The organism is Pseudomonas serbiensis (assembly GCF_030580745.1).
In the GTDB taxonomy this organism is placed as follows: domain Bacteria; phylum Pseudomonadota; class Gammaproteobacteria; order Pseudomonadales; family Pseudomonadaceae; genus Aquipseudomonas; species Aquipseudomonas serbiensis.
Genome location: NZ_JAUQOO010000001.1, coordinates 168,680 through 183,607, shown reverse-complemented (window position 1 = coordinate 183,607; position 14,928 = coordinate 168,680). Strand labels below are relative to the sequence as shown.

Annotated in this window: 12 protein-coding genes; 6 read left to right on the top strand and 6 right to left on the bottom strand. The window is 59.2% G+C overall.

The annotated features are described in order from the left end of the window. Positions 1 to 39: 39 nt before the first annotated feature. Both Q6A51_RS00850 and Q6A51_RS00845 read right to left on the bottom strand, forming a co-directional pair. Positions 40 to 1,116 (bottom strand): sugar phosphate isomerase/epimerase family protein, encoded by a 1,077-nt coding sequence (locus Q6A51_RS00850; RefSeq protein ID WP_304573892.1) that lies wholly within the window; start codon positions 1,114 to 1,116, stop codon positions 40 to 42. After that, complete coding sequence (locus Q6A51_RS00845) at positions 1,113 to 2,291, bottom strand: Gfo/Idh/MocA family protein (RefSeq protein ID WP_304573891.1); 1,179 nt, start codon at positions 2,289 to 2,291, stop codon at positions 1,113 to 1,115. Before Q6A51_RS00845 ends, Q6A51_RS00850 begins: the two co-directional genes overlap by 4 nt. A 187-nt stretch (positions 2,292 to 2,478) precedes the next feature. Between Q6A51_RS00845 and Q6A51_RS00840 the strand changes: the two genes are divergently transcribed. Next, positions 2,479 to 3,489, top strand: coding sequence for a LacI family DNA-binding transcriptional regulator (locus Q6A51_RS00840; protein ID WP_201003090.1), 1,011 nt, complete (start codon positions 2,479 to 2,481; stop codon positions 3,487 to 3,489). A gap of 155 nt (positions 3,490 to 3,644) precedes the next feature. Here the strand turns inward: Q6A51_RS00840 and Q6A51_RS00835 are convergent, their stop codons facing one another. The 3 genes from Q6A51_RS00835 to Q6A51_RS00825 form a co-directional block, all read right to left on the bottom strand. Then, the gene (locus Q6A51_RS00835) at positions 3,645 to 4,781 is read right to left on the bottom strand and encodes a glycerate kinase (protein ID WP_304573890.1); all 1,137 of its coding nucleotides are present in this window, start codon (positions 4,779 to 4,781) and stop codon (positions 3,645 to 3,647) included. 112 nt (positions 4,782 to 4,893) lie between these two features. After that, positions 4,894 to 5,985, bottom strand: a complete 1,092-nt coding sequence (locus Q6A51_RS00830; RefSeq protein ID WP_304573889.1) for a sugar diacid recognition domain-containing protein — start codon at positions 5,983 to 5,985, stop codon at positions 4,894 to 4,896. A gap of 186 nt (positions 5,986 to 6,171) precedes the next feature. After that, positions 6,172 to 6,882: a FadR/GntR family transcriptional regulator gene (locus Q6A51_RS00825; protein WP_025259616.1), complete on the bottom strand. Its 711-nt coding sequence runs from the start codon at positions 6,880 to 6,882 to the stop codon at positions 6,172 to 6,174. Between the two features lie 503 nt (positions 6,883 to 7,385). Here Q6A51_RS00825 and Q6A51_RS00820 point away from each other — a divergent pair. The 4 genes from Q6A51_RS00820 (at position 7,386) to Q6A51_RS00805 (ending at position 11,878) form a co-directional block, all read left to right on the top strand. Then, positions 7,386 to 8,711 carry an MFS transporter gene (locus tag Q6A51_RS00820; protein ID WP_304574094.1) on the top strand — a complete coding sequence of 442 codons (1,326 nt, stop codon included), beginning with the start codon at positions 7,386 to 7,388 and terminating at the stop codon, positions 8,709 to 8,711. 37 nt (positions 8,712 to 8,748) lie between these two features. After that, positions 8,749 to 10,101 carry a glucarate dehydratase gene (gene gudD / locus Q6A51_RS00815; RefSeq protein WP_201017713.1) on the top strand — a complete coding sequence of 451 codons (1,353 nt, stop codon included), beginning with the start codon at positions 8,749 to 8,751 and terminating at the stop codon, positions 10,099 to 10,101. A gap of 133 nt (positions 10,102 to 10,234) precedes the next feature. Further along, positions 10,235 to 10,888 carry a DUF1345 domain-containing protein gene (locus Q6A51_RS00810; RefSeq protein ID WP_304573888.1) on the top strand — a complete coding sequence of 218 codons (654 nt, stop codon included), beginning with the start codon at positions 10,235 to 10,237 and terminating at the stop codon, positions 10,886 to 10,888. Positions 10,889 to 10,921: 33 nt separating this feature from the next. Then, a complete protein-coding gene (locus tag Q6A51_RS00805) occupies positions 10,922 to 11,878 on the top strand; it encodes a D-2-hydroxyacid dehydrogenase family protein (protein ID WP_304573887.1) in 957 nt (318 codons plus the stop codon). 45 nt (positions 11,879 to 11,923) lie between these two features. Here the strand turns inward: Q6A51_RS00805 and Q6A51_RS00800 are convergent, their stop codons facing one another. Then, positions 11,924 to 14,050, bottom strand: a complete 2,127-nt coding sequence (locus tag Q6A51_RS00800; RefSeq protein ID WP_304573886.1) for a TonB-dependent siderophore receptor — start codon at positions 14,048 to 14,050, stop codon at positions 11,924 to 11,926. 195 nt (positions 14,051 to 14,245) lie between these two features. Here Q6A51_RS00800 and pncA point away from each other — a divergent pair, with 195 nt between their 5' ends. Then, the gene (pncA, locus tag Q6A51_RS00795; protein ID WP_304573885.1) at positions 14,246 to 14,911 is read left to right on the top strand and encodes a bifunctional nicotinamidase/pyrazinamidase; all 666 of its coding nucleotides are present in this window, start codon (positions 14,246 to 14,248) and stop codon (positions 14,909 to 14,911) included. The last annotated feature ends 17 nt before the right edge of the window (positions 14,912 to 14,928 follow it).

Here is a 14,928-nt window from a genome sequence, read left to right as displayed (position 1 = left end):
TTTTTATAGCGGTAAACAGCATTGAGTTCAGGTGTAGGTTCAGGCGTCGGGGGGCAACCCCAATAACCGCCGATTGGATCGCTCATCGGCGGCCACGCTGGCGAAATCGTCGAATGCCTTCTGTGTCTTGGTGATCATGTGCTGGCGAATGAATTCGGCACCTTCAGCGGCACCCTGTACGGAGTCCTTGAGGCAGCACTCCCACTCCAGCACGGCCCAGCCTGAAAAATCGTATTGCGTCAGTTTGCTGAAGATGGATTTGAAATCGATCTGTCCATCACCCAGAGAGCGAAAGCGGCCCGCACGCTCGACCCAGCCCTGATAGCCCCCGTAAACACCGGAGCGGGCGTCGGGACGAAACTCTGCATCCTTGACGTGGAACATGCGAATCCGGTCGTGATAGCGGTCGATGAAGCCCAGGTAGTCCATTTGCTGAAGCAGCAGATGGCTGGGGTCATACAGAATCGTCGCCCGTGGATGGTGATCGACGGCCTGGAGAAAACGCTCGAACGAAGCGCCATCGTGCAGGTCTTCGCCGGGATGAATCTCGTAGCAAAGGTCGACGCCCGCCTCCTCGAAACAATCGAGGATCGGCAACCAGCGTTTCGCCAGCTCGGCAAAGCCCTGCTCCACCAGACCGCTGGGGCGTTGCGGCCAGGGATAGACATAAGGCCACAACAACGCACCGGAAAAAGTCGCGTGCGCCGTCAGCCCAAGACGCTGACTGGCTCGTGCGGCCAGCTTCAATTGGTCGATTGCCCATTCGGTACGGGCTTGTGGCTTCCCGCGCAGGTGAGCCGGTGCAAAGTCATCGAACAGCGTGTCGAAGGCCGGATGCACGGCCACCAACTGGCCTTGCAAGTGCGTCGACAGTTCACTGATCTCGACCCCGGCCTCGGCGCAGACGGCTTTCAACTCATCGCAATAACTCTGGCTTTCGGCGGCGCGTGCCAGATCGATGTACTGCGTGCCGAGCGTCGGCAACTGAATCGCTTTGTAACCCTGGGACGCAGCCCAGCGGGCAATATTGGCCAGCGTGTCGAACGGTGCGTCCGAGGAGATGAACTGAGCGAGAAAAATGCCCGGCCCACGCAAGCGTGTGGATGCCTGACTCATGACTGTGCTCCTTGGGTGCAGACCAGTCCGGTCCACTTGGCGTCGCCGCGATGGCTGGCGATCACGGTTTCGATAAAGGCCATGCCGCGCAACCCGACGTCGATGCCAGGCACACCGGCGGCATCGTTGCCGGTGATATCGGCACGAATGGCAGTGGCGAAATCACCATAGAGGTTGGCCATGGCTTCTAGATAGCCTTCGGGATGTCCTGCGGGTAAACGCATGCGCTGACTGGCGGCGTCGCACAACCAGGGCTGGCCGAGGCCCGAACGCAAGATGCTTAAAGGCTGATCGAGAGAACGATGAATGAGGCTGGCGGGATCTTCCTGGCGCCATTCCAGACCACCCTTGCTGCCGTAGAGGCGGATCTTGAGCGGGTTCTCTTCACCGGCGCAGACCTGACTGGCAATCAGCACGCCGCTGGCGCCTTCGGCCATCTTGAACAGCATCGAGGCATCATCGTCCAGTTGTCGGCCTTCGATGTGTACACCCAGCATCGCGCACAACTGCACAATCGACTGACCCGCCACGAATTCCGCCAGGGAAAAGGCATGGGTGCCTATATCGCCAATGCAACCGCCTGCTCCGGACTGCTCGGGCCGGTCTCGCCAGTCGGCCTGCTTGTTGCCCTGCCCCGCGACATCCTGGCTGAGCCAGCCCTGGGGGTACTCGACAATGACCTTGCGCAGTTCGCCGATCACGCCGCTGCGCACCATCTCGCGGGCCTGCCAGACCATCGGATAACCCAGATAAGTGTGGGCCAGGCCATAAAGACGATTGCTGCGACCGACAACGTCTTTCAAGGCCAGCAACTCGGCCAGATTCAACGCTGCGGGCTTTTCGCTGAACACATGAAACCCCGCGCTCAGCGCCTGGCTGGCAATGGGTGCATGCAGATGATTGGGGGTGACGATCACCAGCAACTCCATGCGCTGGTCTACCGGTAGCGCACGCTCGGCTTCGAGCATGTGCTGCCAGTCGTCGTAGCAGCGTGACCCTGGCAAACCCAGCGCCGCGCCTGTGTTGCGATTGTTTTGTGCATCCCGGCTGAACGCGCCGCACACCAGCTCATAGCGCCCATCGAGCCCCGCGGCCTGACGGTGAGCCTTGGCAATGAACGCGCCCTCACCTCCGCCGACAAACCCCATTCTTATTTTTGGAATTGCTGCATTCATCGCGAACCTTCTCTGTTTGAAGCAAGGCCAAGCCCAGATTTTACAGAAATGTAACCGGTTACATCGTGGCGAGAAGTTATCCCCTCCCATGTCGGGTGTCAAACCCCGAATCGGGGTCCGGGAAGTTTTCTGAACACGACCAACCTGCGGTAAGCTCGCAGGCCACACAGCTTGAAACGAGGTGGTTTTGTCCAATATCCGTGAAGTGGCCCGCCTGGCAGGCGTCTCGGTAGCCACCGTGTCCCGAACGCTCAAGTCCCCCGAGCGCGTGCTCCCCGAGACTCGCGACAAGGTCAATGCTGCCGTGGAACAGGCCGGTTATCGCCCCAACCTCATGGCGGTACAGTTTCGCTCTCGCAAGACTGCCAATCTGGTCATTCTGGTGCCGACCATCGCCAACACCTTCTTTGCCCGAGTGATCAGCGGCGCTCAGCAGGCCGCCCAGGCTGCCGGTTATCGACTGCTCCTGTGCGACACCCAGGGACGCGAAGAAATCGAACGGACATTCGCCGAGCTGGTTTATGCCCATCAGGCAGATGGCGTGATTCAACTGCGCGCTTACGATCCTTATGACACGCCCTGCTCCAGCGCCGACTTGCCGCCTATCGTCAACGCCTGCGAAGTGATCAGGGATGGCCGCCATCCCACCATCAGCCTGGATAATCATGCGGCGGCCAAAGCCATGACCGAGCACCTGATAGCCTTGGGACATCGCCGAATCGGCCTGATCAAAGGCCCCAGAAGCAGCCCGCTGACCCGCGACCGCGTGGCCGGCTACCTCGATGCACTGGAACAGGCCGGCATCGACTTCGACCCCACGCTGATCTGCCACGGCAACTTCAGCCTCAAAGCCGGCTATGACGGTGCGAGCGCCATACTGGAGTTACCCGAACGGCCCACCGCGCTCTTCTGCGAAAACGATGAAATGGCCATCGGCGCACTGAAACGCATCAAGGAACAAGGCTTGCGCGTGCCTGAAGACCTTTCACTGGTAGGCTTCGACGACATTCCGCTGGCGGCCTATTGCGACCCGCCCCTGACCACCATCGCCCAGCCTGCCGAAGCGTTCGGTCAGACTGCCGTCGAGATGCTGATCGCACTGATTGAAAAGAAGCCCATTGAACAGCGCCATATCGTACTGCCGTTTGAATTGACGTTACGTAACAGCACGGCTGCGCCTGGTTTCAGAGGACGGTGATAAGAGGCCATGTCGCCAGCAAGCTGCCTCCCACAACTGACACAACGGCTGGGTTAATGCCCAACTGCCTGGGTGCAATCCACCACTGTGGGAGGGGCCTTGGCCGCGACAGCGATCTGAGTGTTACTTGTGCGGTCACAGGCCGACCATGCAGTTCAAGACCCCGCCAGACGCCAGACCCGCGCCAGATCACGCGCCCGGTCATGCAGCAGGCTTGCGGCATTGCGGCAGGCTTCGTCCAGGGTCATCGGGCCGCTGGCCAGGGCGAACGCGGCGCTGATACCGTGTTCGTACAAGCGCTCATAGCCCTCGCCCAGAGTACCGGCCAGCACGATTACCGGCACATGATGACGGGCGGCAACCCTGGCAACACCAAAGGGCGTCTTGCCGCGCAGGGTCTGGGCATCGAAGCGCCCTTCCCCGGTAATCACCAGATCAGCCCCCACCAGCGACTGTTCGAGGCCGGTGAGATCGGCGACCACTTCCACACCCGCCCGGAATGAAGCCTTGAGATAGGCCTTGGCAGCAAAGCCCATGCCCCCAGCGGCACCGCTGCCGGGGCTGTCACGCAGATCCTGGCCAACCGCCTGCACGGAAAGATCAGCGAAATGCCCCAGCGCAGCATCCAGCGCCAGCACTTGTTCGGGAGATGCGCCTTTCTGTGGGCCGAAGATGTGCGACGCACCGTTCGGGCCGCACAACGGGTTGTCCACATCGGCGGCGATTTCAAAGCGTACATCGGACAGACGCGGATCAAACCCGCTCAGATCGACGCGAGCCAGTTGCGCCAATGCCAGGCCACCCGCTGCCAGCGGCTGATCGTTGCCATCAAGAAAGCGAGCACCGAGCGCCGATAGCATGCCAGTGCCTGCATCGTTGGTCGCACTGCCGCCAATGGCCAGGATCACACGCTGCGCTCCGGCATCCAGCGCGGCGGCAATCAATTGGCCAGTGCCGTAAGTCGTGGTGATGCAGGCGTTGCGTTGTTCGAGGGTCAGTAATTGCAGGCCGCTGGCCATGGCCATTTCGATAATCGCGGTGCGGCTGTGCGGCAGCCAGCCCCAATGGGCCTGAACCGGGCTTTCCAGAGGCCCGCGGACTTCAGCACTCATCAATTGTCCGTTGCAGGCGGCCAATACGGCTTCGATGGTGCCTTCGCCACCGTCGGCCATCGGGCATTCGATCAGTTCGGCAGTCGGCCAGACTTCGGCGAGGCCGCTGGCAATGGCAGTAGCGACAGCCTGGGCACTGAGGCTGTCCTTGAAAGAGTCGGGTGCGATGACGATTTTCATTGTTGTTCTCCATATCCGATGCAGGGATGTTCTCACTCCGCCATGGATTTTCCGCCTGCCCTTCGCACAATGATTCTCAAAGGTTATCGGTCATTTGAACAAAACTTCGCGCTCAACCAGACCTTGGCGTCATTTGTACACCCAGGTACAAACGCAACAAATCATCCGTCTTGTATGGGTCGCACCCGGTAAGCTCGGCAATCTTCTCCAGCCTGTAGCGCAGGCTGTTGCGATGGATGCCCAAGGCTTCGGCGCACGCCTGACTCTCACCGCTGTACTCGAACCAGCTGCACAGGGTTTCCAGCAATTGGCCATGATTGTGCAAACGGCCAATCGGCTCGGCGACTTCCTGAGCCAGCCAGTCGTGCCGATGACGCCAGAACAGCACCGGCAGGCGATAAGCCCCCAGGCGTAGCAGACGTTGATCGGGGCGCGACTGACTGGCGTAATCCAGCAGATCCTGCGCAGCGACGCAGGCATGGCGCAAGGCAGGCAGATCGGCCGATGGCTCGGCAGTGGCCATGCGTAGCACCGGCCAGCCATGTTCGTCGAACTGCTTGAGCAACAAGGCATCATCCCGATCCTTGCCCTGCGCCCGACACCAGTACAAGAGCGTCGGCTCGCGCATCACACACCAACTGTCGGCGTAGCGACCATTGAGCCAGGCAACCAGTTGGCTCGCTGTGGAAGTCTGCTCGGCCAGACGGATCAACACCGCCTGGCGCGGCAAGTGAGGTTGCAGGCCCAGTTGTCGGGCTTCATCCACCAGGCTTTCCGGGCAATCCTGCAACAGTAACCGGGCCAGCAGGTCTTCACTGCGCTGCAAACGCCACTGACGATCAGCCTGCTGACGACGATGCTCCATCAGCATCTCGGCAGTCATGCGCACCAGCTCGCCGTAGACCCGAACCTCGTCCGGCTCCCCCGTAATGCCGAGCACGCCGACCAGTTTGTGGTCGAGCATCAGTGGCAGGTTCACGCCAGGTTTGACGCCACCCAGATGCAGTGCCGCCTGGGAATCGATCTCCACCAACCGACTGTTGGCCAGTACCAGTTGCGCCCCTTCATGCCGGGTACACAAACGCTCGGGATCGCCACTGCCGATGATGATGCCCAGATAGTCCATGACATTGACGTTGTACGGAAGAATCGCCATGGCCCGGTCGACAATGTCCTGAGCCAGCACTCGATCAAGGGCGAACATGGAGGGAAACCTGCTGTGGGAAAGGCTTTGACTGGATAGACATGGGATACATTTTTGGATTTATTGAGGTCTGGAGTGTGCCTGCAAGTTTGGTGCTTGTCTGTAGCTCAAGGCAGACGGCGCAGGAGCGAATTCATTCGCGAAATGCCCGTCTTCGCGAATGAGCGGAGCGCCGCCCGATTGCTCCTACAGCGGGACCAGGCGTTCGCGACTGTTGCTCAGGTGAGTCCACATTGCAGCCCTTGCTGCATCGGGGTCTTTGCGGCGAATGGCACTGAGCAGGGCTTCATGTTCGAGGTTGGCCAGATAGCCGTGAGGAGCCATGCTGGCACCGGCGCGTTCGCTTGAGGCGATGCGTGTGCGGGGAATGATCGCGCTGCCCAGGTGCTGCATGATTTCAATGAAGTACGGGTTGCCTGTCGCTTCGGCGATCAGCATGTGGAAACGCTTGTCGGCTTCTACACAACTGTCTTCGTTGGCCAGCAGATCCTGATAGTCATCCAGCGCCTGACGCATCGCCGCCAGTTGCTCATCGGTGCGCCGTAGCGCGGCCAGTGCCACTGCCTGGGTTTCCAGACCGATGCGCAACTCGATGATGTCCCGCACCCTGGAAACCGTTTCAACCTTGAGCCGCAGCCCGGTCTGGTCGCTGCGCTCCAGCACGAAAGTGCCGACGCCATGATGGGTCACGACCAGCCCGGACGCCTGCAACTTGGAAATCGCTTCACGCACCACGGTGCGACTGACGCCATGCTCACGAACGATCTCGTTCTCGGACGGCAGTTTTTGGCCGGGAGCAATCTTGCCCAGCAGAATCCGCTGGCTGAGTTCCGTGACCAGATCGGTGGCCAGGCTGTGTTGACGACGCTTTGAGGAAGCGATGCTGGGTTCTTGCATGGCGATCATGTCCTGAAACACCGGGTTTCTGACCTTCTCACTTGTCTGAAACAACAGATGCAAGGTCGGCGATAGGCCAGATCATAACACCGGATAGAACCCGAAGTGCCCATTCGCCAAGGGATCGGCACTTGTCTAACTTGTCAGACAAGTAATCATATCCTTGAAAATACCGTCTTTCGCGCCACCTGATTCTTTTGTGCGACCCACTCAACAAAACCGCTTCACCAACACCCGCCACGACACAATCAAAAATCCCGTAAAAACCATAAAACCCAACAAATAAAGGGTATAAATCGATAAAAACCCTGACACATTCCACTCTTCCCCCAGAACATCACTCATTCCATGAACGAAAAAAATGACTCAGACCAAGCGACGAGGGGGCTTGCGCAACACACTTTTACTTGTATGATGACCGACAATGCAAGGGACACATCTTGCAAAGACCCGCATAAAAACAACGAGTGGGAGATTCAACCTTGAGCACATCCAATCCCGGGATAGCTGACCACAAGGATCCGGTCCTGAGTTCGGCCATATCCAAAGTCAAGCGCCACGTCCTGCCGCTTTTCGTCATCATGTTTATCGTCAACTACATCGACCGAGTGAACATCGGCTTCGTGCGTTCGCACATGGAGCATGATCTGGGCATTGGTGCTGCGGCCTATGGCCTGGGTGCCGGCCTGTTCTTCATCGGTTATGCGTTGTTCGAGGTACCGTCCAACCTGCTGCTGCAAAAAGTCGGCGCCCGAATCTGGCTGACACGCATCATGTTCACCTGGGGCATCGTCGCCTCCTGCATGGCTTTCATTCAGAACGAAACCCACTTCTATATCCTGCGTTTCCTGCTGGGCGTGGCCGAAGCCGGCTTCTTCCCGGGCGTGATCTACTACTTCACGCGCTGGTTGCCGGGAGCCGAACGCGGCAAGGCCATTGCCATCTTCCTCAGCGGCTCGGCCATTGCTTCGCTGATTGCCGGTCCGCTCTCAGGCCTGCTGTTGCAGATCAGTGGCCTGGGCATGAAAGGCTGGCAGTGGATGTACTTCATCGAAGGCATGTTCTCGGTAGGGCTGTGCTTCTTTGTCTGGTTCTGGCTGGATTCCAAGCCTCACGACGCCAAGTGGCTGACCCGTGAAGAACAGGACGCCCTGGTCAAGGCCATCGACGACGAGCAACTGGCTCGCGAGGCGGCAACCCCCATCAAGCCGTCGCTGGGCAAGCTGCTCAAGGACAGCCAGATCATTCTGTTCTGCCTGATCTACTTCTTCATTCAGCTGACGATCTATGCAGCAACGTTCTGGCTGCCCAGCATCATCAAGAAAATGGGCGATCTGAGCGATATCCAGGTCGGCTTCTTCAACTCGATCCCATGGCTGCTGTCGATCATCGGCATGTACGCCTTCGCTTCGCTGTCGGCCAAATGGAAAAACCAGCAGGCCTGGGTTGCCGCCGCCCTGCTGATCGCAGCCGCCGGGATGTTCCTGTCCACCACCGGCAGCCCGATCTTTGCCTTTGTCGCCATCTGCTTCGCTGCACTGGGCTTCAAGTCGGCATCGTCACTGTTCTGGCCAATCCCGCAAGCCTATCTGGATGCACGGATCGCCGCGGCAGTCATCGCCCTGATCAACTCGGTGGGCAACCTGGGCGGCTTCGTGGCACCGACGACTTTCGGGCTCCTTGAGCAGAACACCGGCTCGATTCAGGGCGGGCTCTATGGCCTGACCGCAACTTCGATCATTGCCGCGATCATCGTCTTTGCCGCCCGCAACAAGCCCAAGCCTGGCGCCACACCGGTTGCCGCCGTCCAGACATCGACCAGCCATTGATCACTCGCCCGGACGAGCATTTTTACAGGATCAGACCATGAACACTCAGAACGTACATACCGCCAGCAAAACCCCGGTCATCACCAGCCTGCAGGTCGTGCCGGTGGCCGGTCACGACGACATGCTGCTCAACCTCAGCGGCGCGCATGGCCCGTACTTCACCCGCAATATCGTGATTCTCAAGGACAACGCCGGTAACACAGGCGTTGGCGAAGTACCCGGCGGCGAGCGCATTCGCCAGACACTGGAGGACGCCCGCTCTCTGGTGGTCGGCAGCAGCATCGGCACTTATCAGAAGATTCTCAACAATGTGCGCCAGGCATTTGCCGAACGCGATTCGGGAGGCCGCGGCCAGCAGACCTTCGACCTGCGCATTACCATTCACGCCGTCACGGCACTGGAAGCCGCCTTGCTGGACTTGCTCGGCCAGCATCTGGAAGTACCCGTGGCCGCCCTGCTGGGCGAAGGCCAGCAACGCGATGCCGTGGAAATGCTCGGTTACCTGTTTTATGTCGGCGACCAACACCAGACCAACCTGCCCTACCGCAGCGAAGCGGATGCCGATAACGACTGGTTCCGGGTCCGTCACGAGAAAGCACTGACTCCCGAAGCCGTGGTGCGCCTTGCAGAAGCCGCTCACAGCCGTTATGGCTTCCAGGATTTCAAGCTCAAGGGCGGCGTATTGCGCGGTGACGAGGAAATCGAAGCTGTGACCGCGCTGGCCGAACGTTTCCCCGATGCGCGCATCACCCTGGACCCGAACGGGGCCTGGTCATTGAAAGAAGCGATTCGTCTGTGCCGCGACCAGCATCATGTGCTGGCCTATGCCGAAGACCCGTGCGGTGCTGAAAACGGCTTCTCCGGTCGTGAAGTCATGGCCGAGTTCCGCCGCGCCACGGGCCTGAAGACCGCCACCAACATGATCGCCACCGACTGGCGTGAAATGGGCCATGCGATCCAGTTGCAGTCCGTCGACATTCCGCTGGCCGACCCGCACTTCTGGACCATGCAAGGTTCGGTGCGCGTGGCCCAGATGTGCAACGAGTGGGGCCTGACCTGGGGCTCGCACTCCAACAACCACTTTGATATTTCACTGGCGATGTTCACCCATGTGGCTGCCGCTGCACCGGGCGATATCACCGCCATCGACACCCACTGGATCTGGCAGGACGGCCAGCGCTTGACCAAAGAGCCATTGCAGATCATCGGTGGCCATGTGCAGGTTCCGAAAAAACCGGGGCTGGGTATCGAGCTGGATGTGGACCAGCTCAACAAGGCTCACGAACTCTACAAAGGCATGGGCCTGGGCGCACGCAACGACGCAGTTGCCATGCAGTTCCTGATTCCGAACTGGGAGTTCAACAACAAGCAGCCTTGCCTGGTGCGCTGACCCCGTTATACCTGATCAACAGTCTTGCCCTCTCTACTCATGGCAACCGGCGCGTAACCCCCTTACGCGCCGTTTTTTTGCCCGGATCATGACGTGCTATGGTGTGTGCAACATTTTGTCGCGACTGACCGTCATGTTGCATATCGCTCGTACTCACCCACGCCTGAGCCTGGCTACGCTACTGGGCCTGACTGGCGGCATCGCTTCAGTCTTCCTCTATCCTCACGCCACCTTTACCAGCAATTGCCTGACCGGCTGGAACCTCGGCGTGTGGCTTTACCTGATCCTGATCTTCACTCACACCCTGCGCAGCAACGCCGAAGACGTCCAAAGAATCGCCATGATCGAGGACGAGAATGCCGGCGTGATCCTGATGACCGTGAGCATTGCAGCCCTGGCCAGTCTGGCGGCCATTTTCCTCGAACTGGCTGGCAGCAAGGACATGACCAGCAACCAGCGCCTGCTGCATTACGCCTTTACCGGCATGACCATCGTGAGTTCCTGGCTGATGATCGGGGTGGTCTTCAGCCTGCATTACGCCCGCCTGTTCTATACATGGAAAGGCAAGGAGCCAGCCCTGCGCTTTGCCGATGGCGAAACCAGGCCCGATTACTGGGACTTCCTGTATTTTTCCTTCACCCTGAGCGTCGCCGTGCAAACCTCGGATGTAGGCGTAGCCAGCCGGAACATGCGCAGGATCGTCCTGGCCCAGAGCCTGATCGGCTTTGTGTTCAATACCGCGATCCTTGGGTTTTCCATCAACATCGCTGCCAGCCTGTTTGGCTGACAAACTGAAAAACCAGGCCACTGGAGCCCCCGAATGACAAAAACAACCATTGCAGTGCTCGATGACTGGCAAGACGTTGCTCGCGACGTTGTGGACTGGTCAGTGCTGGCGCCCATCGGCGAAGTGAGTTTTCTTCATGACTTCCCGGCCGACACCGCAACCATGGTGCAGCGCCTGCAGGGTTTCGAGATCATTTGCGTAATGCGCGAACGCACCTTGTTCGATGAAGCCCTGCTCAGCCAGTTGCCACGCCTCAAGCTGCTGGTGACCGGCGGCATGCGCAACGCCGCCATTGATATCAAGGCTGCGAAACGGCTGGGGATCGAAGTCTGCGGCACCGAAAGCTACAAGCATGCCGCACCGGAGCTGACCTGGGCGCTGATCATGGGCATCACCCGCAATCTGGTCGCGGAAGCCAATTCATTGCGCGAAGGCAAATGGCAAGTCGGCCTGGGCAGCGATCTGCATGGCAAGACATTGGGGATTCTGGGGCTGGGCAGCATCGGCAAGTGGATTGCCCGTTACGGGCAGGCGTTCGGCATGAACGTCATAGCCTGGAGCCAGAACCTGACAGCCGAGGCAGCCGCCGAGTCGGGTGTCACTTATGTGAGCAAGCGGGAATTGTTCAAGCAGGCCGACGTGCTGTCGGTGCATCTGGTGCTCAGCGACCGCAGTCGCGGGCTGGTGGATGCTGAAGCCTTGGCCTGTATGAAGCCGAGTGCCTATATCGTCAACTCGTCGCGTGGCCCCATCATCGATGAGGCGGCGCTGATTGCGACCCTGCAACAACGCAGGATTGCCGGTGCGGCGCTGGACGTCTTCGATATCGAACCATTGCCAGCCGAGCATCCGTTCCGCACGCTGGACAACGTATTGGCGACCCCGCATATCGGTTATGTCACCGAAAACAACTACCGGACCTTCTTCAGTCAGATGATTGAAGATATCCAGGCCTGGCATGCGGGCGCGCCAATTCGAGTGTTTGCCTGACGTAAAGGGAAGCCTTCGCGAGCAGGCTCGCGAAGACTTCATGCCTTACAAGCTGTAGGAAATACCGGCCTGCACAGTGCGCGGTGCGCCTGGGTAAGCGAAGGCATTGCCCCAAGCCCCTTCTTCAAACTCTTTGTTGAAGAGGTTTTTCACATCAAGATTCAGCTTCACACGATCGTTGACCTTGTAGTAGCTGAGCAGGTCGAAAACCGTGTAGCTGTCCATATCAAACGACTCGTTGACCGTCCGCCCTTCACGCTGAGCCACATAACGACCACCGGCACCAACACCCAGACCTTTGAAGAAGCCGTCCTGGAACTCATAGACGTTCAACAGGCTGAAGCTCTGCTCCGGGATATTCGCCAGGCGAGTGCCTTTTCTGAGCGAGTTGTCCTTGGTGACTTCGGCATCCACATAGGCATAGTTACCCATCAGACGCCACTCGGGAGTCAGGTTGCCGACCACGTTCAGGTCAAAACCTCGGCTACGCACCTCACCCGCTGCAACACTGAAGTTCGGATCAACCGGATCGCTGGTCAGGACGTTTTTCTTGTCAATCTGATAGACAGCGGCATCGACGTTCAACTGACGATCAAGCGCCTGCCACTTCACACCGACTTCATAGGACTTGCCTTCTTCGGCCTTGAAACCACCGCCCAGGCGACTCGCACCGGTGTTTGGCTTGAAGGAGCGCGCCGTGTTGGCATAGACCGCGACCGTGTCGGTCAGGTCATAGACCAGACCCAGACGAGGAGTGACCGCGTTGTCGGCCTTGGTGAAGTCTTCGGCATCGGAGACATAAGAATCATAGTCGTGCTCGAAACGCTCGAAGCGGGCACCGGCCAGCAATTTCAAACGCTCGGTCAGCGCAACCTGATCCTGCAGGAACGCGGCGTAGGTCTTGAGGTTTTCCTTGTCATGGGTCGTGGTGCGGGTCAACGCCGGACGTGCCTGACCGTAGACCGGGTCGTAGATATCGATGGTGTAGACGTTCGCACCTGCCGCGGAGCGCTGGATGATGGACTTGTAGTCATAATCCTCATATTCCACGCCAGCCAACAGTGTGTGGTCGAAGCCACCGGCAGTGAAGTTGCCCGTCACGTTGAACTGCAGGTCGCGGTCGGTCCACTCCAGCTTGCGATAGTTGTAGTTACGCCCCAGGGTACGCCCATCGGCCCCCATGCCATTGGCCTCGACTGCATCGCCCTGCATGGTGCCATCAAGCAGTTGGAAACCACCGCCCAGCTTCCAGTTGTCGTTGAGGTCATGCTCGAAACGCACCTGCGCCATGCTGGTGTCGGTGTGCAGCTTGCCCGCGTCCTTTTCGCCGAAGAACGAGTCACGCGAAGCCGTGCGCGTCTGGTTGGTATAGCGTGTCAGACCACGGTCGAGGGGCGCATTGTTGCGCATGAAATCACCCTCGAAGATGATGCGGGTCGCATCGTTGACCTGCCAGCTCAAGACCGGCGCAATACCGTAACGCTCGGTTTCAACGTGATCGCGAAAGGTATCGCCACCCTCGCCCACCACGTTCAGACGATAGGCAAAACGGCCTTCGTCATCCAGCGGGCCGGTAGCATCGAGAGTGCCGCGCTTCATGCCCTGATCGTTGATCTGGGTGCCCAGGGTAACGGCTCTTTCCGCCAGCGGCTGCTTGGACACCACGTTGAAAGTACCGCCGGGATCGCCACGGCCATACAGTGTGGTCGCCGGGCCGCGCAGAACTTCAAGACGCTCGATGGTGTTGGCATCGGGCATGCTCGGATAGCCGCGGTTGATCGGGAAGCCATTGCGGTAGAACTCACCGGTGGTAAAACCACGCACGGTGAAGGTCGTCAGTCCCTGCGCGCCGAAGTTGTTGGCACGGCCCACGCCACCGGCGTAGTCGAGCGCATCCTGCAGGCGTATCGCGCCGATGTCTTCCACCGCTTCGCGGGTGACAACGCTGACCGACTGCGGCGTTTCGTGCAAAGAGGTGTCAGTACGAGTGGCACTGGCAGAACGGGTCGCACGATAGCCCTGGACCGGGCCTGTCGCTTGCTCGGTGTCGGCAGCGCCCTGGATGTCGATATTCTGCAACTCGATCGACGCTTTATCGGCAGTAACCGGATCAGCCCAGGCAGCCTGGCTGATGGCTTGAATGACGCAGAGAGAAACTAAAGTACGACGCATGAACGTGTATATCCCCGATGAAAACCAGGCCTTCATAGGACCCGGCAGGTTTTTTTGCGCGAATAGTACAGATTCTCATTAGTACTTGATACAAATTGCTAATAAATAAAAATGGACAGCAGCACCCCTTTCGCAAAGGCAGCGAGAAAGAGGCAAACTGGCGGCCTGCACACGCCCGATCAGGAGCCACCCCAAATGCCACTTTCCCACCTGTCCACTGCTCCCAACTGCGCCCTGTTGGTCATCGACATGCAATATGACTTCATGCCCGGCGGCCGACTGGCAGTACCCGACGGCGAGGCAGTTCTGCCCTTGATCAACCGCCTGGGCGAACGCTTCACACGGGTGATCCTCACTCAGGACTGGCACCCGGCCGGTCATATTTCCTTTGCTTCCAGCCATCCGGGCTGCACGCCCTTTGAAATCATCACCCTGCCCTACGGCCCTCAGACGTTATGGCCGGATCATTGCGTGCAAGGCAGCCAGGGATCGCAATTGCATACCGACCTGAACCTGCCCCATGCGCAGTTGATCGTGCGCAAGGGCTTCAATGCGCACATCGACAGTTACTCCGCATTCATGGAGGCGGATCGCAGCACCACGACCGGGCTGGCCGGTTACCTGAAGGAGCGCGGTATCGACACGCTGTTCGTGGTCGGCCTGGCGCTGGATTTCTGCGTTTCGTGGTCGGCGCAGGACGCTCGCAAGGCAGGCTTCACCACCTATGTGATCGAGGACGCCTGCCGCGCCATCGATATGAACGGGTCGCTGGAAAATGCCTGGCAGGCGATGCTGGCGAGCGGGGTAAATCGGGTGCAGAGCAATGTGTTTCTGGAGCGTGCAAGCGGCCTTCGCGAATGAATTCGCCCCTACCTGGA